Genomic DNA, 25,515 nt, shown 5'->3' on the forward strand with positions numbered 1-25,515 from the left:
TATGCCGAGAGTGAGGGTAGAACGGCGTTTGTTTTAGTCGCTTGTTAAATTCTCTTATGCTAAAATACGCATTTGTGTCAATACTCCCTATATTAGGTTTTAGTCGCTTGTTAAATTCTCTTATGCTAAAATATCGCTTGCGTGCTTTGGCTTATTGTTCCTGTTTTAGTCGCTTGTTAAATTCTCTTATGCTAAAATCTAAGCTCTGCGCACTCGCTAGCTATATCTGTTTTAGTCGCTTGTTAAATTCTCTTATGCTAAAATACCGTCTGTGTCCTGCGGATAATTACCTATGTTTTAGTCGCTTGTTAAATTCTCTTATGCTAAAATAAAAAAGCGACTTGGAGCAAAGCGGTTATAGTTTTAGTCGCTTGTTAAATTCTCTTATGCTAAAATACCGAGCAAAAATTTGGCAATGAAAACACCGTTTTAGTCGCTTGTTAAATTCTCTTATGCTAAAATGTTTTCAATGGTGCAAACACTAGCGAGGTGGTTTTAGTCGCTTGTTAAATTCTCTTATGCTAAAATACAAGCCCAAAATTAACAGGTCGCACATTAGTTTTAGTCGCTTGTTAAATTCTCTTATGCTAAAATAGGCTACGAGAAAATATCGAATTTAAGGGCGTTGTAGAGGATTTGACATATCTAAATATCCATAAATGCGATATTTGTAGCATAAGAGAGATTAGCAAGCGACTAAAACAAGGGAGTTTCTAGGTTCTCCCGCAGGGTTACAATCCCTAACAAAAACCTAGATTTTCTTTTTTTTACTTCTTTTTTGATTCGTTTTTCTTGTGATTTTACTTCTTTTGTCTCTTGTTTTATCGTAGTTGTTTTTTTTTTTTGTATTATGCGTGCTTAGGTGGAATAGTTTTTGATATGCCAAAAAATAATGCAAAAAGGGGATAAAATGTCGCAAATACAATCTTTCAGTGATTCTAACGCAAAATCAAGTAGCGCGCAATCCACGCAAAATAATTTAAAAGTGCTAGGCTTTGATATAGGCATAGCAAGTATCGGCTGGGCTTATGTCGAGGGTGGGGAGCTAAAAGACTGCGGGGTGAGAATCTTCACAAAAGCAGAAAATCCAAAAGATGGCAGCTCACTAGCCCTGCCACGCAGAGAAGCACGAGGAGCGCGCAGGCGACTAGCACGGCGCAAAGGTAGATTATACGCGCTAAAAGATTTAATCTGCAAAGAATTTGGGCTAAATCTAGGCGACTTTCTAGCAAGCGCAGGGGAATTACCACGCGCATACTATACAGACAAATCCACCAAAAGTCCCTACGAGCTACGCACAGAAGCACTAAAACGCAAACTCACAAGCACAGAATTTGCCCGCGTGATTTTACACATTGCCAAACACAGAGGCTATGGCAACAAACACGCCAAAGAATCAAGCGATGAAAAAGATAAGAAAAAGAAAAGCGAGCAAGATGGCATAAAAGGTGGCATAGCCAAAAATAAAGGTTATAAAGAAAACTACGAAACCATAGGCGCGTATCTTTATAAGGAATTTTATGGCAAAGCAAGAAGCGCAGAGCAGATTCAAGCAAAAATAGAGGCTTTAAAGGCAGATTATAAGAAAGAGAAAATAAAGCCAGAAAAATGGGACAAAAATAAATTAGAAAAACAAAGTCCAAATCAACAAAATAATGTTCGCAATAAACTTAAAAATTACGAGCGGTGCTTAAAACAAGATTGGCTAAAAGAGGAATTAGAGATTATTTTTGCAAAGCAACGCGAATTTGGCTTTGAATTTAAAGGGGACAAATATAAAATCTATGATGAAAATCGCAAAATAATGAAAGATGAGGACGGCAAAATCAAAGAGCTAGATTTTGAAAGCGCGGTTTTGCAAACAGCATTTTTGCAACGCCCACTAAAATCTTTTGCCGATAAAGTCGGGTTATGCACATTTTTTGGCGATGAAAAGGGTGGTTTTGCTAAACGCGCCCCAAAAGATAGCCTAAGTGCTACGGAATTTCGTGCGCTAACACGCATTATAAATACTTTGGCAAATATCTCAAAGCGCAGTGGCGAGGTGTATAGCGCGGAGCAGGTGCGCGAGATTCTTAATATCGTGCTAGATAAAGGCGAGATGACTTACAAAAATCTGCGTAAAATCATCGCTCTAGATGAAAAAATGCAATTCCCAAAAGACTCCAAACTAGATTATTCAAAAGGTGAGGACGCAGAAAAAGCTAAACTCATAGAATTTAGCAAACTAAAAGCGTTTAAAAAAGCATTAGGCGGGAGCTTTGATGGGTTTAGTAGAAACGAGCTAGATTCTATCGCCACAGATATTGCCCTAATCAAAAGCAAAGATAGCCTAAAACAAACGCTTAGTGCGAACTATCCGCGACTAAACGAAGCGCAAAGAGAGGCGTTAAGCGAACTCAATTTTGATAAATTTATTGATTTGAGTTTTAAAGCGTTGGAGGCGATTTTGCCATTTATGCGTGGCGAATCTTTAAAATTTAAAGATGAGTGTAAGCGATATGATGAGGCGTGGCGCGAAGCAGGGCTAGTAGAAGTGGCTAAAAAAACCCAAAAAGGCGACAAACTCCCGCCTTTAATCGAATATGAGCCAAATCTAGCAAATCCCGTAGTGGCAAGGGCTTTGAGCGAATATCGCAAAGTGTGTAATGCCCTTTTGGCAAAATATGGAGCGGTGCATAAAATCCATTTAGAATTTACGCGAGAAGCAGGGGTTAGCGCAAAAGAGCGAGGGCAAATCATCGCCGAGCAGAATAAACGATTTAAGGCAAATGAGGAAGCGCGTAAGCGGTGTGCGGAGTATGGGCTAAGCCTAAGCGGGATAAATATGCTAAAACTCAAACTTTGGCAGGAGCAAAATGAGTTTTGCGTGTATAGTGGGCGCAAAATCACGCGAGAGGATTTGGCAAATCCAAACGCCTTGCAAATCGACCATATTTATCCCTACTCGCGTAGCTATGATGATAGTCAAAACAACAAAGTCCTTTGCTTTACAAGTGAGAATCAGCACAAACTAAACAAAACGCCTTTTGAAGCATTTGGGAGCGATAGTGCGAAATGGAATGCGATTTTGGGGCTTATCCAAAAGCTCCCAAAACCAAAGAAAAGTCGTATCACAAATAAAAATTTCGCGGATAAAGAGGGTGGGTTTATCGCGCGAAATATTGTCGATACAAGCTACATAGCCACACTTACAGCTAGCTACACAGACGCATTTATCGAGTTTTTGCCTTTGGTTGAAAACGAAAACACGACTTTAGGGCGAGGGCAAAAGGGGAGTAAAAAGCATATAACGGTGGTAAATGGCTCACTCACAGCGACTATGCGACATTATTGGGGACTAAATACATTGCTTGATAGTCAAAGCGCAAACGAGAAAAAAGCCCCCTCCCTTGCGGAGGGGGTTGGGGGTGGGTCATTGCGAGCGAGCGAAGCGAGTGTGGCAATCCAAGAAAAAAATATAGATTGCCACGCAAAATCTAGCGATTTTGCTCGCAATGACAGCATTTGTCATACTGAGGGAGTGCATAGCACGACTGAAGTATCTCAAAACGACAATAGAGATATTTTGCCTACGGCTCAATATGACAACGATTTGGATTCTTCGGTCGCTTTGCCCCCTCAGAATGACAATATAGTGGCTAAAAATGACAAAAAAATAAGCGAAGGCAAAGATAGAAGCAATCACTTGCACCACGCCCTAGATGCGATAATCATAGCTTATACAAATGATAGTATCATAAAAGCATTTAGCGATTTTAAGAAAACCCAAGAGCAAAACAAAGCCAGACTTATCGCCAAAGAGATAGAATCTAGCGAATATAAAATCTCACGGCGATTTTTTAGCCCTAGTCATTTTGCAAATAATGAAGCATTTCGCCAAAGCATAAAGCGCAAGATTTTAGGCGAAGTTAGCGAAAGTAACGAGCAAGTAAGCGGAATCTTTGTCTCAAAACCACCGCGCAAACGCGCAAGGGGTGCGCTGCATAAAGAGACATTTTCTAGCCTTGATAGTAGCGATTTGCTAGAAACTTATGGGGGCAAAGGCAATCCAAAAGAGATACAAAAGCAGGGCGTGGAGCGGGCAATAAAGCTAGGCAAAATCCGCCAAATCGGTAGCAAAGTCGCTGATAATGGCGCAATGGTGCGGGTGGATATTTTTCGCCATAAACTTAGTGGCAAATTTTATGGTGTGCCAATTTATACGATGGATTTTGCGCTTGGGACACTGCCAAATAAAGCTGTGGTGGGTGGCAAAGACAAATCGGGCGTGATAAAAGAGTGGCTAGAAATGGATTCAAGCTATAAATTTTGCTTTAGCCTTTTTAAAGATGATTTGATTTTGGTGCAAAAGAAAGAAATGAAAAACGCGGAGTTGTGTTATTTTGTGAGTTTTGGAATTGCAACAGCTTCAATTAGTGTCGAAAAACACGACAATCATTTTGGCTCACTTACCCAAAATCAAAAATTGCTTTTTACTAATGCCACACCACAGGAAGTTAAAGGATTAAGCATAGGAATCCAAAATCTAAAAGTCTTTGAAAAATGGCAAGTATCCCCGCTTGGCGAGGTGCAAAAAGCAGAATATAAAGAGCGCGAAGACATAAAGCTAAAATCTAGCCCAAAAGATTTTAACAATGCCAAATAAAAACTAAGCCAAAAACATACACACAAATAAGGCATAACAATAAGGCATAAAAGGTAAGCGTAATGTTTGATTCTCATTTTCGCACGCTATTTTTGAGCAATCCTGCCCATCTGCGACTAGAATCAAAACGGCTAATCATCGAGCGCAAGGAGCGAAAAAATCCCATATCACAAAAAAGAGATGACACAGCCAACTCTAAATCCCCCTCCATTGCGGAGGGGGGAAATATTTATCATACTAAGGGAGTGCGTAGCACGACTGAAGTATCTCAACAAGAAAATATAGATATTTCGCTTTCTACGAAAGCTCAATATGACAAAGAAAGAGATATTTCGGCTTTTTCAAAGCCTCAATATGACAACATAGAAAAACCTCAAAATGACAAAAATATAGACTGCCACGATTCTACGCTACGCGCAAAATCTAGTAATGACAAAGAAAAAGACTGCCACGAATGGTGTAGTGATTCTCACAACGACAAGGATAAACCCACCCCCTTAATCCCCCTCCGCAAGGAAGGGGGAAATATGGATTGCCACCAATCGCGTGGCGATTCTCCCAATGAGGACACTATTTGTCATACAGAGCGGAGCGAAGTATCTAAGCCCCAAAACAAAAACAGAGATATTTCGCTTTCTACAAAAGCTCAATATGACAAAGATTTAGATTCTACACTACGAGCAAAATCTAGCGATGGCAAAGAAAAAGATTGCCACGCAAAATCTAGCGACTTTGCTCGCACTGACGATACTCAATACACGCCCTACAAAAGCGATAAACGCGATGAAGTGGCTATCCCCCTAAGCGATATTGCCTACATAATCTTAGAATCCCCCCAAATCACCCTCACTTCCGCCCTGCTAGATGCACTCGCCACGCATAAAGTCGCGGTTTTTTCTTGTGATAGTTCGCATTTGCCTAGTGGGATTTTTATGCCATTTTTGGGGCATTATCGTTCTTTGGGCGTCCTGCAATCCCAAATAACGCTAAAAAACCAAACCAAAGCGATTTTGTGGCAACAAATCATAAAAAGCAAAATCTATAATCAAAGCGCGGTTTTAAAACTAGCAAAACCAAATGAAAACAAAACAATAGCAATGCTACAAAATCTCGCACAATCCGTGAATATAGGCGATTCTAACAATAATGAAGCACAAGCTGCGGCGGTGTATTTTAAAGCATTATTTGGAATAGATTTTGCCCGTAAAAAAGAGGGAGAAATATCCACAAATGAGATACACTCTAGGATAAACTCCGCGCTAAATTATGGCTATGCTATCGTGCGCGGGGCTATCGTGCGGAGTATCGCTAGCAGTGGGCTAAGCCCTGCATTAGGACTTTTTCACGCAAATCGCTTTAACCCGTTTAATCTAGCAGATGATATTATCGAGCCATTTAGGGCGTTTGTGGATTCTCTCGTGGTAAAAATGCTAGAAGAAGGCGAATTTGTAGAATCTAGCGTAGGATTAAGTCTGCAAAATCGCGTGCATCTAGCACAAATCCTATCTGCCCAAATCTGCGTCCAAACACACACAAAAGCCAACGCAGATAAAGCACGCAATAAAGGCAAGCTCTACCCGCTAATGCGTGCGGTGGTGGTGGTCGTGCAAAGTGTGGTAAATGCCATAGAGGCAAATGGTAGGTTAGATGGGCTGACATTGTCTTTGCCTGCGTTTGTGGAGGATATTTCAAATGGAAGAGAAATTTATGAGGGTGCTAGTGATGTTTGATATGCCAACTTCGAGCAAAGAGGATAGAAGGGCTAGCGCGAAGTTTCGCAAAGATTTGATAAAAGAGGGGTTTATGATGCTCCAATTTAGCGTATATATGAGAATCTGCAAAGGCGTAGCAAGCGCAAATAACCATATCGATAAACTCTATCTATACTTGCCACGCAAAGGGCATATACGCGCACTCGTGCTGACAGAAAAGCAGTTTGATAATATGCGATTGCTACTAGGGCAAAGAAGCGAATGTGAAAAGGCAAATGCGCCTAGACAGCTAAGTTTGTTTTAAGATTTTGTGATTTTGTCGCAAATTGCATTAAAAATACACGGATTTATTGCATTATTTAAGAAAATTTGGCATATTTAGCGTTTCTAAATTTTACTTTGAAAGGACATACAATGGAAAAGATTGGAATCTTTTATGGAAGCGATGGCGGAAACGCTAAAGGCGTGGCAGAAAAAGTAGCTAACGCGCTAGGAAATAACGAGCTAATCGATGTAGCAAATGCTAGCAAAGACCAACTAGCAGGGTTTAAAAACCTCGTGCTTGTAACGCCTACTTATGGCAGTGGCGATTTGCAAAGTGATTGGGACGATTTCTTAGGCACGCTAGGAGATGGCGATTTTGCGGGGAAGACTATCGGACTTGTAGGGCTTGGCGACCAAGACACTTATAGCGATACTTTTGCTGATGGTATCTCTCATATCTACGCAAAAGCAAAAGCAGGGAAAATCATCGGGCAAACTTCTACTGATGGCTATGAGTTTAGCGACTCTCAAGCGGTGGTAGATGGGAAGTTTGTAGGGCTTATCATCGATGAGGACAATCAAGACGACAAGACAGAGGGTAGAATCTCTGCGTGGGTAGATTCTATCAAAGGTAGTTTTGCATAACCCATAGATTTTCGCGCAAATGCGATTTTAGCGCGCTTTAGGACTAAAAAGGCTAGAATCTATCTAGCCTTTTTAGCTTGATTTTGTTTTTTTACTCTTGCAAGATTTTACTTTATAAATACCTTAAAAACACTTTTTATACTTTCTTTTATACATTCTCAAATATACTTCAAACACGATTTTTCACAAGATTTTTTAATGTGATTGAAAAATCATTGAAACCATTGGTGGCGTTTTGTGATAAACTATCACGCTACACACAAATAACGCAAAAATATCAAACAAAACAAGCAAGATAAAGGAATATCTTTTGCTTAAAAATCCTTAACCATCTCCAAAAAGGATTTTTCTATGAGCCCTATAAGTAGTATTTTTAGCACCAGCAGGACTGATACTTCTGCCTTAGCAGAGCTTTTTGCTAGTCGCTATGCCCCACAAGCACAGCCAAAAACCCTGCCAAATCCCCCTGCCCAAGCTATTTCAAAAGACATAAGCCAAGCACAAAATCACCTTGATAAAAGCGGCGCGACTACTCCCGCACAATCCACACAAAATGCCCAAAATGTCCAATTTGGACTAGATACCAAATCTAGCCAAAATCAACAAGATAGCAAAATCCCATACACTAGCGCGGAAAAAGATATATTGCCTACGCTAAAAGATTTTACTTCAAGCGTGAAGCAAGACACGGACTATCAGCAAAATCAAGCCCTAGAGCTAGTAAGCCAAATCAACAAAATTAGTCAAATAGAGCCAAATCAAATCCAATCCCCCCAAAGTATCCAATCGCTAGAGAGGCTTGAAGATACATTTACCCCATCAAATGAGCTAAGCGCGGCAATGAGGGCAAAATCATATTTTCAAAACGCGCTTATTGATGCTGATAGCTTCAAATCTATGGCTCAAAGACTCCATAATGATGGCGTGCTAAGTGCAGATGAGATGATAGCGGTGGATTTTTTAAGCGAAAAATCGCCAAATATTTCTCTCAAAGATTTTGATGCGATGATAAAAAATGACAATCTTAGCCGTGAGATGCGCGGGCTTATCGCACAGCTTGTGCAAAAAATCCATTTGATGAACTATCTTAGCGGTGGTGCTTTAGCTTAAGATTTTGTGCTAGATTTTGTTTATGTCTTTTTATGCAAAATCATTGATTAGATTTTGGATTAGGTTTTGGAATTTTAGCAATGATACAATCCCATAACAATCCCACTATTGATAATATTGATAAAACGCTACAAAGCAGTTTGCCAAAGACTTTGCGACAAGAATGGATAGATTTTTTGGGCGATGAGTTTTCTAAGCCCTATTTTGCAACAATCATCACGCATTATAAAAACGCCCTAAAATCTAACCAAGAGATTTTCCCTCCGCGACATTTAATCTTTAACGCTTTTAATCTAACTCCGCCAAATGAAGTCCAAATCGTGATTTTAGGGCAGGATCCATATCACGGAGTAGCCTTTGTCGAGCATAAAGATACGCAGGGCAAAAAAAGCAATATCCAAACCCCCCAAGCAATGGGGCTAAGCTTTAGCGTCCCACGAGGCGTGCCTATCCCACCTAGCCTAAAAAATATTTATAAAGAATTGCAAAATAGCACGGATTTTACCCCACCGCTACACGGGGATTTGAGTGCGTGGGCACAAAGGGGAGTGCTTTTGCTAAATGCGATTTTTTCCGTGCAAAAAGGCATTGCAGGCTCTCATAAACATTTTGGGTGGGGGATATTTAGCGATAGCGTGATACACGCATTATCTAGCAAGCAAAAAGGGATTATTTTTATGCTATGGGGCAATTATGCAAAAAAAAAGGCTAGTTTAATTGACTCTAGCAAACATACGATTTTGCAAGCTCCTCACCCTAGCCCGCTAGCACGGGGGTTTGTAGGAAGTGGGGTTTTTGTTAGAGCAAATGAGGCATTAAAACAAATGGGCAAAAAGCCATTTGATTGGACTTTGAGTTAAGTGCTTAAATAAAAGAATTGCTTAAATGCTTGTAAAAATCTATTTTTAAGCGGTTTTTATCATTTCAATATTTTTGATAATGACACGCTAAAAACGCCACAAAAACAATAAAAATATCCCAAAAAATGCTATAATCTACGCCTTATAAATCCCTAAAATATGTCAATTTTTTGCCAAAATTTTGAAGCAACATAAAAACAAAATAAGGCAGAAATGAAACTTTTTTGACATTATCAAAAGCAAGTAAAATACAAAATCCATAATGCTACACACTAAAAATGGCAAAAAATGAGGAGAAAAAATGGCGACTTGTTTAGATTTTGAAAAACAGCTAAAAAGTATCCAAGATGACATTGATATGGCTTCTATGCGTGGCGATAATGCCGCAAAAGCAATCTTAGAAAAAGACTACCAAAAAGAGCTAAAAAAAGTCTTTGGCAATATGAGTGATTATCAAAAATTGCAACTAGCCCGCCACCCTGATAGACCTTATGCGCTTGATTATATGGAGTTGTTATTAAAAGATGCGTATGAAATCTGTGGCGATAGGCATTTTAGAGATGATAAAGCTATCGTGTGTATGCTTGGCAAAATCGATGAACAGCCCACGATGGTGATTGGCGAGGAAAAAGGCAGAGGGACAAAAAATAAAATCACTAGAAATTTTGGTATGCCAAACCCAGAGGGCTATCGCAAAGCCCTAAAAGCAGCAAAACTCGCCGAAAAATTTAATATCCCAATCCTTATGCTTGTGGATACGAGTGGGGCTTATCCGGGGATTGGCGCGGAGGAGAGAGGGCAAAGCGAGGCTATCGCAAAAAATCTACAAGAATTTGCAACCCTAAAAGTCCCTACGATTTCTATCGTCATAGGCGAGGGCGGGAGTGGAGGCGCGTTAGCCATCGCAGTGGCAGATAGGCTAGCGATGATGCAGTATTCGATTTTTAGTGTGATTTCGCCTGAGGGCTGTGCTGCGATATTGTGGAATGACCCTAGCAAAATCGAGTCTGCCACAAAAGCTATGAAAATCACGCCTGATGAGCTAAAAAAAGCAGGGCTAATTGATGATATTATCCCAGAGCCTCAAAAAGGAGCGCACAGAGATGTGCAAGGCGCAGCAGAGCTAATAAAATCCTACTATCTAAAAAGCGTGGAAGCAATCCTAAAAGATAGGCAGTTTTTGCAAAAACGATACGACAAAATAATGCGATATGGTGCTTTTAGCGAAAGTTAGGACAAGTAAGAGAATCTAAAATCTTAGAGACTAGCCCACATTACAAAGTCATCAAAAAGTGTATTATGCAAAAATCATCATTTGCTATCAAAACCTAAAAACGCCTTAAAAACATAAACGCCATTTATCAAAAATCACAAACCCACCTAAAATCTACAAAAGGATACAATCAATAATGTTATTTAGCATAGAATTTGGACTAGCTTTTTTAGCGTTTTTTATTATTTATTGGGCTTTTGCGCACACAAAAATCCAAAATCTTATCTTGCTTGTTGGCAATTACGCCATTTTACTACTTCTTGGCAATGTCTTTGTAGCCCTAGTGCTTGCCTGCTATACGCTATTTATCTATGCAGCTAGTCAAGCTATCGCAAAAAGCGAGTCAAAAGCGGTGTTTTTAGCATTTGTAGCCCTTAGCATTTGCAATCTCAGTTTTTTTAAATACTATGCAAATTTTAAAGACGGCTTTGAATCATTGCTAATGTTTTTTCACCTAGATATAGCAAGCATAGATATTTTGATGCCATTAGGGCTTAGCTTTTATACATTTGCTTCTATCACTTATCTACGCGCTGTATATGAAGCAAAAAGCGCGAAATCTGCCATAGCTTATGAAAACAACACAAATGACGCCTCAAACATAAACCCCACCACCTCTATCATATCCACAAGCCCTAGCGGAGTCGCAGACTATGTCATAGAGACAAATCCCAAACTACAATCCCTCCCAAATCTTGCGATTTATCTCTCATTTTTCCCCACGATTATCGCAGGACCCATCGTGCGAAGTGATTTCTTTTTCTCACAACTCAAAGAAAGTAGATTTTGGAGGGCAAAAAACGCCCACCTTATCATTGTCTTGCTTTGCTTTGGGATTATCAAAAAAGTATTTTTTGCCACTTATGCTTCTAGCTATTCTTCGCCCATTTTGCAAAATCCGCTAAACCACAACTCCTTAGAGCTAGCTTTAGCGATGTGCGGGTATAGTGTGGAGATTTATTGTGATTTTAGTGGATATGTGGATTTGGTATGTGCAGTGGCATTGATGCTAGGATTTGTGCTTCCACCAAATTTTAATATGCCCTATATGGCAAAAAATCTAAAAGATTTTTGGGCTAGGTGGCATATTAGCCTATCGACTTTTATACGAGATTTTATCTATATCCCGCTAGGTGGCTCTAAAAATGGCTTTTTGCGCACGCAAATCGCCGTGCTTGTGGCATTTGTCTTATCGGGCATTTGGCACGGAAGCACGATAAATTTTATGATTTGGGGGCTTTTACACGGAGCAGGGCTAGTGTGGCTAAACACGCTTCGCGCTTTTAGCTCCCCCCTGCCACCTTTACAACACGCAAAATCTAGCAAAAAATCCACCAAAAACGCCCCTGCTAAAACACAAAATGAAGCACCAAAAAAAGATTCTATCAATTCCACCAAAAAAGATTTTGCTAAATCAAAATCTACCCAAAAAGATTCCAAACATAACGGGCTTTTTGGCTTGAGTAAGTTTGGGATTTTTCTTAGCTCATTTTGCACTTTTAGTTTTGTAACTTTTGCGTGGGTGTTTTTTCGCTTTAGGGAGCTAGATGAATCACTCGGCTTTTTAAGCGCGTTTTGGGAAAATCTTTCTAAACCCATTTCGCTTTTTGAGATTTTTATCGCACTTTTGGGGCTAGCATTGTTTGCCCTGTATCCAAAAATGCAAAATCTAAAGCGAAGCTGTATCTACGCGCTATATAAAATCCCCCCTCTTGCAAAGCCATTTTTGCTAGCATTGATTTGGCTTGTGGCATTTAGCTTTATGCCTGATGGGATTCCAAACTTTATTTATGCAAATTTTTAAGCCATAGCGGAGCAACAAATGAGAATCTATGATTTTATCCTCACTCTTATTGCTAGCTTTATCCTTGTGGCTTTGATGATGAATGCGAGCATTTACTCTTATGTCGAGCAAAAATATCATATCGAGCTTTTTGATGCAAATGATGGATTTTTAGAGATGCTAGGCAGACCAAAAATATGGCTTGATAATGCTAGAAACGCGCTCTTGCCAAGCGTGGAGGATTTAGCCCTTTTGCAATCACTGCAAGAAGCACAAGAAAAATCTACCAAAGATAAATCTAGCGAGCTAAGCCAAGAGGAGAGCCAAAAGTCATTATGGCAAAGGCTAATGGGCATAGATAATGTAGAGATTTTGCAAAAAGAGGAGGTGCGCTACCCCCTCATCAGCAAGGAAGGAAATTTGGTATTAAAGCAGGATTCTACATTTATTTTTATCGGGGATTCGATGATGCAGGGCGTGGGCATGACGCTAGCTAGCGAGCTAAAAAAGCGTGGATTTAGCGTGATAAATATTGCTAAGCAAAGCACGGGGCTTACTTATACGCATTTTTTTGATTGGGGCAAGGCACTAAGCGAAGCATTTGTGAAAAATCCGCATATCAATGTCGTAGTGATGATGGTAGGGGCAAATGACCCTTATGCTATGCCAAAGATGAAATATGGTGGAGAAGAGTGGGTAGAGACTTACTCAAACCGCATAAAACAAATCATTGATACTTCGCTAGAAAATGGCGCGGTGGTGGTGTGGTATAGCGCACCTTTTATGCGAAAAGAGCCGCTAAACTCACGGCTGATATTTCTAAATAGTCTTTATGAAGCACAAATAAAAAAAGCTAAGCAACTACTTTTAGATGCAAATTCCGCCCTAGCACCAGATGGAATCTATACTTCATATATCAAAAATGACAAAGGCAAAAGTATTCGCGTGCGCGGAGAAGATGGGATTCACTTTAGCGGGGAGGGCTCTAGGGCATTAAGCAAGCTATTGCTAGATAGGCTAGAAATCATAGACAAAGAAAATAACGAGCTAGAAACCCCCACCATAGCCAAAAAGCCACATAGCCCAAAAATCAACAATATAGCCCAAGATATAGCTCCAAATCAAACAGCCAATGATTTAGAAAACAAACCACAAAATCTGCCCCAAAACAAGCCACAAAATCCAACGCAAAATCCAATAGATTTTGACACCAATACCACAAAACAAGAATCAAAGACAAAATCCACCACACAAGCCAAACAGACAAAAGATGGGCTAGCAAACGATGAGGTAGAATCACTAGAGCATACATTGCAACGAGTAAAAAATAGGGAAAAAGACAGGGCAAACAACCAAAATCCACCAAAAAAACCAAAAGCACTAGATAGACAAAATCTTAATGAGCCTAAAGAAGCGGATTTGGAAAATGACGCAAGTGAGGGCAATAAGGATTCTACAAACATAAAAAATAAACAATCCAAAACGGATAAAAAAGACAAAAAGGACAAAAAACAAAAGCGCAAATGGAATGAGCTATTTGAGGATAATCCATCTAAAGAAAATCTACAAGGACACAAAAACGAACAAAATCCACAAAATCCACAAGAAACGCCACATAAAGAGCAAAATCAAAAAAACCCTCACACTACCAAGCCCAAAAACCCACCAAACCCCACAAACAACGCAAATCCACAGCCAAAACAAAAGCTAGATTCTAGCGATACAACAAAAAGAGGTGCATAATGCAAAAAATCGTATTTATCCCTTTTTTGTGCGCATTTTTGCTAAGCCAACTTTATGCAAACCAAAATCCAAAAACAAATCCAAACCAAGCCCAAAAATCCTCCACAAACCAATCTGCAAATAAATCTACAAAACAACCTACAAACCAAAATAAAACCACCACTAGCCCAAAATCTACACAAAAGCCAGCCTCAAAAACCACACAAAAAACCGCCACAAAACCGCCACAAAAACCAGCCCAAAAAGCAAAATCTAATGCTAAATCCACTAAATCTACCAAAAATACAAAATCCACCAAAGCCCGCGCCAAGCCCAAAGCCGTCCCTAGAGTGCTAATGAGTGAAAAAGAGCTACAAGACATAGCAAGCAAGGCAAAAGTCATAAACTATGGAGAACCAAACGCAACGCATTTAGCAAGGCTAAAAAAAGCATTTGAAGGCAAAAATGAGCTAAAAATCCTCGTATTTGGCGACTCTCACATCGCAGGCGATACGCTCACACACCAATGGCGAAAAAGCATTATGAAGCCCGATTCTGTGGGATTTATATACCCTGTGTTTCCTACTTATCATCAAAATCTACTCGTAAAAACCATTGCCAAAGACTATGAAGTGCGAAATTCGCGCATTGATGCGTATGATGATTATCCATTTGGCGGGGTAGTAGCAAGGGCAAAAAAAGAAAACGCAAGCGTGAAAATCACGCTAAAATTCCCACCGCAACACCAAGATTTTCTTTTCAAAGTCATTTTTAAATCGCCTAACAATACGCTAGGCGCGTTTGTCATAAACGATTCTAGCGGGCAAAGTATCCGCATTAGTCCAAAAGAAATCAATCAATGGGAAATCTCGCAAGATTTTGCCCTGCGCTTCCCCGTAGAAATCAAATCACTTGTCCCAAATGCCACGCTCGGAGGGTATTTTATCTATCAAGATTCTAAATACATAAGCTCCACTTCTCAATCTAGCAAAGCCCAACTAAATAAACTAAAAAAAATGCGTCCAAACCCCACGCAACAAAATGACATACTAGATGAGACAAAATCTAACGCCCAAAATCTAGAAAATATCGATGAGGACGCACAATCTAGCCACGATAGCCAACCTCTCATCGCTACAAATCCACAAAAATTTTCCTATGCAAATCTCACAAACCTACCCAAAAATACCAATAACCTAATCGCCCACATAGGCTCAAATGGTGCGCGAAGCGATATGTGGCTAAAATGGAATCAAAAAGCCCTAAATGACACACTTTGTGCGTTTAAGTATGATTTTATCGTGCTTGTCTATGGCTCAAATGACGCGCTTGTGATGCCACTTGATACACGCGCTTTTGAGGCAAATTATAGTGCGCTTATCTCGCTTTTGCGCAAATGCAATGAAGGGGCTAGCATATTGCTTGTAGGACCACCAAAAGTCATCACAAAGCCACGAAAGGCAAAAAATTATCGCATAGCACCATACTTTGTCGCGGTTAGAGAATCTGTCAAAAAAGTCGCAAAAAAAGAGGGGACGCTGTATTTTGATATGCACGAGTTTATCGAAGATAGCGGGGGAAAAGATGCGTGGGTATCCAAAGGACTATCCAAAAAAGATGTCCATCTAACCCCTTTTGGCTACACTCTTGTGGCAAATGGCATAACTTATGGGCTAGGCAATATACTAAATCTTAGCGATTCTACCATATCAAAAATCTCTAGCGAGCAAGACAATGCAGAATCTAGCCAAGACGCCAAGACAAAGCAAACAAATCAACACGACAAACAAGAGCCAAACACGCCAGATATTAGCACCGCCCCACAAGAGATATGGCAGACAAAACCTGAATAGGCAAATCTTTTTAGATATTGTGATTTTGTGCGTTACATTTTCTTGCTTTTTTCCAAAAAAACCCCAAACTTGCAACACTTCACAATGACAAACCCAGCTTTTGTCTAACTTTTATTCAACTCAAAAACATTTCGAGTTAGCTAATAATGTTTGACTTTAGCCAGAAAGCCAAACACTTCTTTTAAGTGATGGTGATTTATAAAAGTTTCAATGCCTCTTTTATGATATTTGGGCTATCGCTAGCTTTGATTTGTGGTAGGACTTTTTTGATTTCAGCTAGTTTGTAGCCAAGTGTTTGGAGCGCGGCTACTGCCTCATTTCTAGCTTTTTTTGTGGCTATATCGCCAAAATCCTCACTGCTTATATCCTCCCTTGTCAAATCCGCATTTTGCTCTTGTAAGATTTGAGAGCAAAATCCAGCCAAATCAAGCAAGATTTTGCCCGCAGATTTTGCACCCACCCCCGGGACTTTTTGAAGCAGTTTTATATCTTTGCTTTGCACAAGGGCTGCAAAACTTTGCGGGCTAAATGTGCTTAAAATCGCTAAAGCCACCTTAGGACCCACGCCGTTAATCTTTAATAACCTCTCAAATGTGCTTTGCTCGATTTTATCTAAAAAGCCAAAAAGTAGCTCCGCATCTTCGCGCACGATATGCGTAGCGCGTAAATGCACTTTTTCGCCTAGTTTTAATCTAGCACTTGTTTGGACGCTAATCGCTAGCTCATATACCACGCCATTTGCTTCTATTTCCACACTCATCGCGCTAATCTCTAGCACATTGCCGATTATCCCACAAATCATCACACCACCTTTATTTTGAAATTTTCTAGCATTATTTGCTCGCCATTTTGCCTGTCATTTTGCCCGCTATTTTGCCCCTCTCGCCCCTCTTGTAGCTCTAGTTTATCTAGTATATTATCCGCGCTTAGCATCTCAAATGCTGTTTTAAAATCTTTTTCTAGCCCCTCGCTACCAAAAAATCCCGCGTTATTTTCGCTAGAAATCTTACTAGATTCAAACACACTCATACTAGGTTTGACTAAAATCGCATAATTATCATATCCCCATTTTTCTTGTATGCTAAGCCTTGCTTTTTGCAAAGCATTTTTTAGGCTTAGCATAGCTTGGTTGCGCACGCTTAAGACTTGATTTTGCAAATCTTGGATTTTGCTTTGCAAGATATTAGCGACATTTGCTTGAGCAAGAGATTCTCTATACCGCGCAGCATACGCCTCATCTTTTAAGGCGATTTGTTTTTGATACTCGCTAAAGCCTTTCATTTTTTCCAAAAACTCACTCGCCTTGCCCTGCTTATTTGCCCAAAAATCCGCTAATTTGCGAAGTTTGCTTAGGGTTTCATTTTGGGTAGAAAAATACTCTTTTGCTTTTTTGCTCCATTTAGCAAATCCACCCCCAGCACTTGCGCAAAAAACTAACTCATTTTGCCCGCCTTTGTTGCGCAAAATCGCGCAACTTTTTGCAAACAAAATCTTATTGTTGCTTTTTAGCTCGTGGATTGTGGCGTTATCTGTGGCGATTTTTGCGCCATTTGCCCTCAAAATTTTGGCACTATGAGCGATTAGCTCGCCATTATCAAGGTTTTCTATGGCGCAATGTGTGCATTCTAGCTTGCCTTTGTGCGTGCGGATTTGTGCGGCGTAGGCTTTGATATGCGCATTTTTGTGCGTAGAGCCTTCGATGATTAGTGTTTTTGCTTTTATGCGCGTGTTTTCTGCCACACAGCCTCGCACTTTTAGATTTCCCACTTCACACCACACGCCCGCACCGATAGCATCTTCTGCCATATCAGAGCAAGATATTTCTACACTTAAATGCTCTCCTGCAAGGAGATGGGGGACATTGCGCGTGCTAAAGGCTGTGCGCGGGATTTGTATAAACCTAAATTCGCCGTTTTGGAGTTGGATAAATCCGTCTTTTTTAGCAGTGTAGATGATAGATTGTGGCGTGTCAGTGTAGTCAATATCTACTTGCTTTGTGGGGAGTAGTTTTGTAGATTCTATGGATTTTGGCTGTGCAAAATCCCCAAAAAGATTGCGCCCTGCTTTGCCTGAAAGTGGTTTATAAAGGATTGCGATTTGCTCGCCTTCTTTTACGCCAAATGCCACATTTTGCGGGGCTTTGCCATTGTGCTTTTCCCACTCTTTTTGTGGCAAAAATACAAAATCTCTCTGCTTGCTTATAGTGTAGATTTTACTTTTTAGCAAACAAAAGATTTCTTTTTTTTTGGCTGGATTTTTTGCGATAGATTCTAGGATTAGCGATAGATTTGAGCGGATCTCATCTGTATGCAAAATCACACCTTTCCCAAAAAGCGCACTCTCTACTTGCTCATAAAAATCCTCTATAAACCCTCTATCCTCCACCACACAAAACGCCTCACAAAAGCAAATATCCACTTTTTCATCATTTATATCTAGTCTAAATAACGCCTCCAAATCGCGCATAAACACGCGCAAATCGCATATTTGCGTAATGCTAAAATGTGGATTTTCATATAATGGCGAAGCAAAAAGCGCGTTTAATTGGGCTTGGTTTATCTCTATGGGTTTTTGCGTGTTGGATTCTCTAAAATCTTGCATTGGTAAATGCTCGCTAGATTGATTTTTGGGTAGAGAATCTAAAAAGCTAAGAACATCTGCAAAACTAGGTTTTTTGCCCAAAGATTGGCTTAAAATAGGTGGTTTTTGCTCATCGCGTGGATTTTCTTGGACGATAAAAAAGCGCGGATTTTGGATACGAAAATCTAAATCTTTTGGGGTGATTTGGGTAGGTGGATTTTGCTCTTTTGCTTGCTTTTCTTTTGGAGTTGGAAGAGCATTTGTGCTTGGTGTGGGATTTGTTAGCTTATTTAGATTTTCGCAACATTTTTGCAAGGCTTGGCTTATATCTTTGCAATCTTTTATCACAACTCCACGCTTATAAAAATCCTGCATTGTTTGTGCCATCTGCGTTTGGGAATCACTTAAAGCATTTGCCATATTTTCTATGGGATTTTGCATAGATTCTAGCAGTGAATCTCGCGCAAAATCTTGCGTAAAATCTCGCAATGAATCCAAAGCAAAATCTTGCGTGGATTTTGACATAGATTTTAATGTAAATTTTTGCATAAGATTTTGCATTTTAGCTCTTTTGCCCTAAGCTAGCTAGCACCTCTTTGACTACCTCTCTGTCATCAAAATGAATGCTTTTATCCCCCAAAATTTGATAAGTCTCATCGCCCTTGCCTAAAATGAGTAAAATCTCATTTGGTGCTAGATTTTGGATAGCTTTAGTGATTGCGACTTTTCTATCCACTTCGCAGATGACTTCTCGCTGCTGCACTGCCTCGCTTTTTTTGCAAGCAATGTCCAAATCTAGCGCATTTTTAGGAATCCCACTGATAATATCATTGATAATATCTTGTGGATTTTCACTTCTAGGATTATCACTTGTTATGTAAAGTTTTTTGGCATATTTATACGCACAAAGTCCCATTTTTGGTCGCTTTGTCTTATCCCTATCGCCACCTGCGCCAAACACAGCGACAATCTCCCTCCCCTTAAAACTAGCAAAAATCTGCTCCATACCATCGTGCGTATGGGCAAAATCAACGATAATAAGCGGATTTTGACTTACTACTTCCATTCGCCCCTCTACCCCGCCAAAATGCTGAACCGTATCCACGATACAATCTAGCGATTTTAGGGGATTTGGGGATTTTTTGTTGTTTAGATTTTGCAGGCTTTTTACGCACAAAATCGCTGCTAGGGCATTGTAGAGATTATGTTTGCCATAGAGATTTGCTTCCATAATAGCCTGCTGTGTCTCTAGCTCATTTACAAAGCTAATATGCGCGCTTATGCCATTATCTAGGCTATATGCGTTTGCCTTTAGATTTACTTGCTTTGTGGCTATTTTGGCTGTTTCTATGCCATAGTAAAGCGCGTTTTTATTAAAAGATGCGTTTTTTTCATCGGCATTTATGATGACACTACCGCCACTTGCTAGGTTTTTTTCATCTAGCAAAAAGTGATTTTTCACGCGGATATATTCCTCCAAAGTCTTATGATAGTCCAAATGATCGCTTGTGATATTTGTAAGCACTTTAGAGACAAAATCTAGCCCCGCGATTCTCTCTTGAGCGATAGCGTGAGAGCTAACCTCCATAACGACAAAATCACAATCCCTGCATTCATCTAGCAGGGCATAAAGCTCCAAAAGAGTAGGCGTGGTAAGCCCTTTTGGACGGATTTTTGTATCATTTTTATACGCACCGCGAGTGCCAAACAACGCACAAGAAAATCCCAAATCAAGCAATATCGAATAAATAATCGCCGCAGTAGTTGTCTTGCCATTTGTCCCTGTGATACCGATGATACTAGGCAATGGCGCAAAAATGCTAGCTAACTCTTTTGGGGAAATGATACTTGGTAGAAAATCTTGTGTTTTGATTTTGGAGTTGGTGTTTTTTGCAAAATCTTTTGCCAAAAAATCATCGATAAATTTCGCATTACTTTTGGTGCGGATAAGCAAAGAGTGAGTATCTAGCTCTCTTGTATCATCAGTGATAAATTGCAAAGATTTATTTTTATGACATACTAATGCTAGGTTTTTAGATTTTGGGATTGCTATTTTCATAGGAAATGGTGGATTTTATTTTTTATGTCTTTTAAAATGTCGGCAAAATCTATGTAGCCTATTTTGCTTAATTTTTTAGTTTTTTATTTGGATTTGATAGCTCTTTGCTTAAAGCATTTTTGTTTTGGATAATCTGCAAAATGTCCTTATTGCGCGTGATTTGAGGCATATCCTCTATGTATGATAGCGCGATATTTTCAAACCCATTTTCAATCAAATCTTTTAAGAAAGTATAAAAATCCTCACGCGAAGTAAAAATCACTTTTGTGCTAAAAATAAGATTTTCAAACACCTCTTTAAAGCCCTTTGTTTCACACATTTTTTGAAAATCTTTATACGCCACGCCATCTAGGCTTTCAGATTCTAGGTTGTCCTCTGTTTGCATTGTTTGTGAGATTTCATTTAGCCCTTCATCAAAAGAGGACAACAAATCAAGCATTTGCCTTTGCAAATCCGCTCTATTTGCTCTAGGCGTGCTAGATTGCAATATATGATAAAGCTCATTAAACACTTCTGCTTTTTTTGGAAAATCTGTGGCAATATCAGCGATAAGCACGCCTATTTTTGCCTCTAAATCGCTAGTATCTAGGCTTAGTGCTTCGCTAAAGCATTTCATCGCGCTAAGATACCTGCGCTCACTTATGGCGTCAAATCCTTGTTTGATAAGTTTGCGCTTTTTGGGAGTGTATGAGGGGATAGATTCTAGCATTATGACTCCTAAATAACCACAAAATACCGCATATTAGGGATATTTGACATATTTTGTGGCAATGATTTTTTATAGTTTTGTGGCATAATTTTAGCACAACTTGGCTACAATAACCCTCTTAAAAACCTAATAAAACCAACAACACAAGCAAGATACAAACAATACAAAGGACACACTATGCACACTCCACAGCTAGCACAGATTCTCAAAGATAGCGAGTATAGATTAGAGATTTTTAGTGAGGAATCTATCGCAAATTTAGAGGCAAACATTATCGTTAAAAGCACTAATGGGGGGGGGGGAATAAACATACTTACTACGCACCCTGCCTAGTGCGTGGCAAAGAAATCAAACTCACCCCAGAAGAGATTATCCGCCAGCTTTATTTAGATAAACTCATAAATGAATACGGCTATCCAAAATCGCGCATTCAAGTCGAATGTGCCATTCATTTTGGGTGCGAGGTAAAACGCGCAGATATTATCATTATGGATAAGCTCCAAACTACCACGCCCTACATAATAATCGAAGTCAAAAAGCCCAAATTAAAAGAGGGCAAAGAGCAGCTAAAAAGCTATTGCAATGCCACAGGCGCGACTATGGCAGTATGGTGCAATGGCAGTCAAATTAGCTTTTATCACCGCAAAGACCCAAACTATTTTGAGCCAATCCCAAATATCCCCACGCAGGATAAAAGCCTAAAAGACATTTTGCAAGAGGATTTTACATTTAGCGATTTGATAGCAAAGGACATTCTCCGCACGCAAAAAACAAGCCTAAAAAATATCATTTTGGATATGGAAGATGAAGTGCTAGCAAATGCGGGCGTAGATGTGTTTGAGGAAGTCTTTAAGCTTGTGTTTATCAAACTTTATGACGAGCTAGAAAGCGCGCGAAATGCCACGCGAAATCTAGAATTTAAAAACTACGGCGAATCAGATTCTGAGCTAAAGGCAAAAATCGAAAAGCTCTTTGACAGGGCAAAAGAAAAATGGGAGGGCGTATTTAGCAAAGATGACAAAATCAAGCTCTCCCCCTCGCATCTTAGCGTATGCGTAGGCTCACTAGAAAATGTCAAACTCTTTAACTCCAACCTAGAAGTCATCGATGAAGCCTTTGAATACTTAGTCAATAAATCCGCCAAAGGCGAAAAAGGGCAGTATTTCACCCCGCGCTATGTCATCGATATGTGCGTAAAAATGCTAAACCCAAAACCTTATGAATCAATGATAGACCCAGCAAGTGGGAGCTGTGGATTCCCCATTCACACTTGCTTTTATGTATGGGAGCGACTTTATAGGGACAAAGGCTTAAGCCAAAGCCACCTTTTCACCGCAGAATCCAAAATCGCTGAGTGCACCGACTATGTCAAAGAAAAAATCTTTGGAATCGACTTTGATGACAAATCCGTGCGTGTCTCAAAAATGCTAAACCTAATCGCAGGCGATGGGCACACCAATGTGCTGTATCTAAATTCTATCGATTATGAGCATTGGGAGGAATGGACAAAAAACGATGAATGGGAGGATATATATTTCGAGGGGTGGAAGCGGCTAAAAAAGCTCCGCGCCGAAAAGGACGCAAATAGGGATTTTAACTTTGATATTTTGATGGCAAATCCCCCTTTTGCAGGCGATATAAAAGAAAGCAGAATCTTAGCGCGATATGAGCTTGGCAAAAACGCAAATGGCAAGGCGCAAAGCAAAGTGGGACGCGATATTTTATTTATCGAGCGAAATCTCAATATGCTAAAAGATGGTGGGCGAATGGCAATCGTTTTGCCACAAGGGCGGTTTAATAATTCTAGCGATAAATATATACGCGAATTTATCGCGGACAAAGCGCGGATTTTAGCTGTGATAGGACTTCACGGCAATGTGTTTAAACCCCACACAGGCACAAAAACAAGTGTGCTAATCGTGCAAAAATGGGGCGGTGTCGATGAAAAAGGTGGCAAAAATGGCGATAAAAATGGGGGCGAACTATGCCCCAAAGTCGAGGATTACAACATTTTCTTTGCGACTATGAGTAAGCCTAGCAAGGATAATTCAGGCGAGAAAATCTACCTAAAAGACGCGCAAGGCGGATTTTTGCTAGATTCTCACGGGCATAAAATCATTGACCACGATTTATTTAACCACGATGGGCTTACAAATGACGGCATCGCCGAAGCCTTTATCGACTTTGCAAAAGCTGAAAATCTAAGCTTTTGGCGAGAATAGATTGTGAGAATTTTAGAGCGCGTAGCAATCTTTGCAAGATTTTTAGCTAAAATGCGCCCTTGCAACTATAAAAGCAAAACATAAATTTAAGGAATCTTAATGGCGCAAATCCCGCTTGACAAACTCATAACGCTATTTTCTGCAACGCGACTAAATGACTACACAGACGCGCACGAACACGAGGCAAACTTAGCCCTTATTGGCAATATTTCGCACAAAATAGGCATTTTAGAAATCGTGCTACGAAATCGCATTGATAGCCTTATGACAAACGCGCAAAGCCAAGATTGGATTTTATCCCTGCCACGCGAATTAGAGTCAAAGGGCGAGTTTCAAGCCCATAAGCGCGATAAATTTATCTCTACACAAAGTCTAGGATTTTGGGTAAGGCTCGTAGAGAATTACAAAATCCACAATAAGATTTTTGGCGAGGAATTTTTAGATAATTTTGATTTTACAAAGTATTACGCTAAAAATAAGCGCACTTTTAAATCCAAGCATAATAGGGTATTGCGACATCGCAAAGTAAGCGCGATTTTGCAACTTTTTCGCTTAATACGCAACCGCGCATTTCACTTTGAAAATCTCTATAAATTCACAGATAACGGCTATCCACGCCTAAATGTAAAAATCACAAACAAATATAACCAATCGATATATTTTGCCATAGAGCCGAGCAAAATCATAGATTTTCTAAACGACTTAATCGCTAGTTTTGATACAAGGTTAGTAACTTATGGGGAAATGTGTAATGCGTGTGATAAAAGAGGTTTTAAGAGAAGTAAAAGGTGGCGGCAAGTGCCGCCTAGAAAACAGGTAAATTTTAGCACAAAATCTTAAAAATAAACTTAAAAAAGGCAAAAAATAATGCAAAATGTAAATAAATCCTTACACGAATCCTTACAGGCGAAATATCCGCATTTGGAGCTATCCGTCCTCTCACTCTCCCAAGTGCAAAAGGACAATGAATCCAAGCGCATTGATAGCGAGTATTTTAAAAAAGAGTATTTGGAAAATGAAAAAATATTCACTTCGCAAACCAAAATCAAAGATTTTCTTGAATCTAAAATCAAAAACATTAAAACTCTGAATTTAAACAAAAATTTTGCTTATTTGCAAATTAGCGACATTGACACAAATAACGGGCTTGAATACACCACGACACAAACAGATTTTGCTCAAATACCAGATAGGGCGACTTATGTTTTGCAAAATAACGATATTTGCGTATCCACCGTGCGCCCAAATCGCAATGCCGTTGCTTTAATCAAAAATTCTAAAAGGCTTGTTGGCACAAGTGGATTTTGCGTGTTGCGACTTAAAGAAAAAAGCGAGATTTTGCCCGAAGTGTTATACACATTTTGCAAGACAAAGTTTTTTATTGCAAAAATGATGAGGGCAAACACCGCTTCGCTTTATCCAGCGGTAATTGATAGCGATATTTTCAAATGTCAAATCCCCATTTTTCCGCAAGATTTTCAATTAGAAATCCAAAATCTAGTCCAAGATTCGCATAAGGCGTTGGAGGATTCAAAGGTGCTTTACAAAGAAGCAGAGAGGCTTTTATATCAAGCCTTAGGGTTAGATTCACACAATCCCCTTGTGTCATTGCGGGATTCACGCTTCATTTCGTCATTGCGAGAATCCGCGGCGGATTCGTGGCAATCCATTTCTTACATTGACAAGGGGAAAACCCACGCCAAAGCCCTCTCCGCACGGGAGGGGGAACAAACCATTTGTCATACTGAGAGCGAAGCCCGAAGTATCTCAAATAACCCACAAAATAGAGATATTTCTCTCAACGCTCAATATGACAAAGATAGAGATTCTTCGCTTTCTACAAAAGCTCAAAATGACAATGTTATGGATTGCCACGAAAATTCTAACGAATTTTCTCGCAATGACACCTTATCTTGTCATACTCGCTCCCCACTTTGTCATACTGACCGTAGCGAAGTATCCAAAAATACAAACACAATTTCGCAAAACCATTTAGATTCTTCGCTTCGTGCTTCGCACTTCGCTCAGAATGACAATGTAAATTCCCCCTCCCTTGCGCGTGGCGATTCCCAATT

General features: G+C 39.8%; 16 protein-coding genes, 2 pseudogenes and 1 CRISPR repeat array. Of the genes and pseudogenes, 14 read left to right on the top strand and 4 right to left on the bottom strand.

Annotated features, from left to right (window positions below):
- Positions 1-30: 30 nt before the first annotated feature.
- Positions 31-594: direct repeats of the CRISPR family, unit length 36 nt; unit sequence GTTTTAGTCGCTTGTTAAATTCTCTTATGCTAAAAT.
- 316 nt (positions 595-910) lie between these two features.
- From cas9 to ACWIX0_RS09355, 10 genes and pseudogenes are all read left to right on the top strand, one after another.
- Positions 911-4,648: a type II CRISPR RNA-guided endonuclease Cas9 gene (gene cas9, locus ACWIX0_RS09310; protein ID WP_454173737.1), complete on the top strand. Its 3,738-nt coding sequence runs from the start codon at positions 911-913 to the stop codon at positions 4,646-4,648.
- Positions 4,649-4,710: 62 nt separating this feature from the next.
- On the top strand, positions 4,711-6,378 hold the full coding sequence (cas1, locus tag ACWIX0_RS09315) for a type II CRISPR-associated endonuclease Cas1 (RefSeq protein WP_454173738.1): 1,668 nt from the start codon (positions 4,711-4,713) through the stop codon (positions 6,376-6,378).
- Positions 6,341-6,664, top strand: a complete 324-nt coding sequence (cas2, locus tag ACWIX0_RS09320) for a CRISPR-associated endonuclease Cas2 (RefSeq protein ID WP_454173739.1) — start codon at positions 6,341-6,343, stop codon at positions 6,662-6,664. The genes cas1 and cas2 overlap by 38 nt, the downstream gene beginning before the upstream one ends.
- A gap of 110 nt (positions 6,665-6,774) precedes the next feature.
- Positions 6,775-7,269 (top strand): flavodoxin, encoded by a 495-nt coding sequence (locus ACWIX0_RS09325; protein ID WP_454173740.1) that lies wholly within the window; start codon positions 6,775-6,777, stop codon positions 7,267-7,269.
- 351 nt (positions 7,270-7,620) lie between these two features.
- A complete protein-coding gene (locus ACWIX0_RS09330) occupies positions 7,621-8,379 on the top strand; it encodes a hypothetical protein (protein WP_454173741.1) in 759 nt (252 codons plus the stop codon).
- Positions 8,380-8,459: 80 nt separating this feature from the next.
- Positions 8,460-9,239, top strand: coding sequence for a uracil-DNA glycosylase (gene ung, locus ACWIX0_RS09335; RefSeq protein ID WP_454173742.1), 780 nt, complete (start codon positions 8,460-8,462; stop codon positions 9,237-9,239).
- 301 nt (positions 9,240-9,540) lie between these two features.
- Complete coding sequence (gene accA, locus ACWIX0_RS09340) at positions 9,541-10,473, top strand: acetyl-CoA carboxylase carboxyl transferase subunit alpha (protein ID WP_454173743.1); 933 nt, start codon at positions 9,541-9,543, stop codon at positions 10,471-10,473.
- 175 nt (positions 10,474-10,648) lie between these two features.
- Positions 10,649-11,788, top strand: a pseudogene (locus ACWIX0_RS09345) (MBOAT family O-acyltransferase); the annotation flags it as partial.
- 546 nt (positions 11,789-12,334) lie between these two features.
- Positions 12,335-14,038, top strand: a complete 1,704-nt coding sequence (locus ACWIX0_RS09350) for an SGNH/GDSL hydrolase family protein (protein WP_454173744.1) — start codon at positions 12,335-12,337, stop codon at positions 14,036-14,038.
- Positions 14,038-15,870, top strand: a complete 1,833-nt coding sequence (locus tag ACWIX0_RS09355; protein ID WP_454173745.1) for a GDSL-type esterase/lipase family protein — start codon at positions 14,038-14,040, stop codon at positions 15,868-15,870. Before ACWIX0_RS09350 ends, ACWIX0_RS09355 begins: the two co-directional genes overlap by 1 nt.
- A 196-nt stretch (positions 15,871-16,066) precedes the next feature.
- Here the strand turns inward: ACWIX0_RS09355 and ruvA are convergent, their stop codons facing one another.
- From ruvA to ACWIX0_RS09375, 4 genes are all read right to left on the bottom strand, one after another.
- Entirely contained in the window at positions 16,067-16,672 is a 606-nt protein-coding gene (gene ruvA / locus ACWIX0_RS09360) for a Holliday junction branch migration protein RuvA (RefSeq protein ID WP_454173746.1), read from the bottom strand.
- On the bottom strand, positions 16,672-19,011 hold the full coding sequence (locus tag ACWIX0_RS09365) for a flagellar assembly protein A (RefSeq protein WP_454173747.1): 2,340 nt from the start codon (positions 19,009-19,011) through the stop codon (positions 16,672-16,674). The genes ruvA and ACWIX0_RS09365 overlap by 1 nt, the downstream gene beginning before the upstream one ends.
- A gap of 1 nt (position 19,012) precedes the next feature.
- A complete protein-coding gene (locus ACWIX0_RS09370) occupies positions 19,013-20,509 on the bottom strand; it encodes a UDP-N-acetylmuramoyl-L-alanyl-D-glutamate--2,6-diaminopimelate ligase (protein WP_454173748.1) in 1,497 nt (498 codons plus the stop codon).
- Positions 20,510-20,576: 67 nt separating this feature from the next.
- Positions 20,577-21,218, bottom strand: coding sequence for a histidine kinase (locus tag ACWIX0_RS09375; RefSeq protein WP_454173749.1), 642 nt, complete (start codon positions 21,216-21,218; stop codon positions 20,577-20,579).
- A 177-nt stretch (positions 21,219-21,395) separates the two neighbouring features.
- On the opposite strand from ACWIX0_RS09375, the gene ACWIX0_RS09380 reads away from it, so the two are divergent.
- The 4 genes and pseudogenes from ACWIX0_RS09380 to ACWIX0_RS09395 form a co-directional block, all read left to right on the top strand.
- On the top strand, positions 21,396-21,551 hold the full coding sequence (locus ACWIX0_RS09380; RefSeq protein WP_454173750.1) for a hypothetical protein: 156 nt from the start codon (positions 21,396-21,398) through the stop codon (positions 21,549-21,551).
- Positions 21,551-23,440, top strand: a complete 1,890-nt coding sequence (locus ACWIX0_RS09385) for an N-6 DNA methylase (protein ID WP_454173751.1) — start codon at positions 21,551-21,553, stop codon at positions 23,438-23,440. Before ACWIX0_RS09380 ends, ACWIX0_RS09385 begins: the two co-directional genes overlap by 1 nt.
- Positions 23,441-23,539: 99 nt before the next feature.
- Entirely contained in the window at positions 23,540-24,280 is a 741-nt protein-coding gene (locus tag ACWIX0_RS09390) for a hypothetical protein (protein ID WP_454173752.1), read from the top strand.
- Positions 24,281-24,307: 27 nt separating this feature from the next.
- Positions 24,308-25,515 (top strand): annotated as a pseudogene (locus tag ACWIX0_RS09395) (hypothetical protein); the annotation flags it as partial.

Source organism: Helicobacter sp. T3_23-1059 (assembly GCF_053654515.1).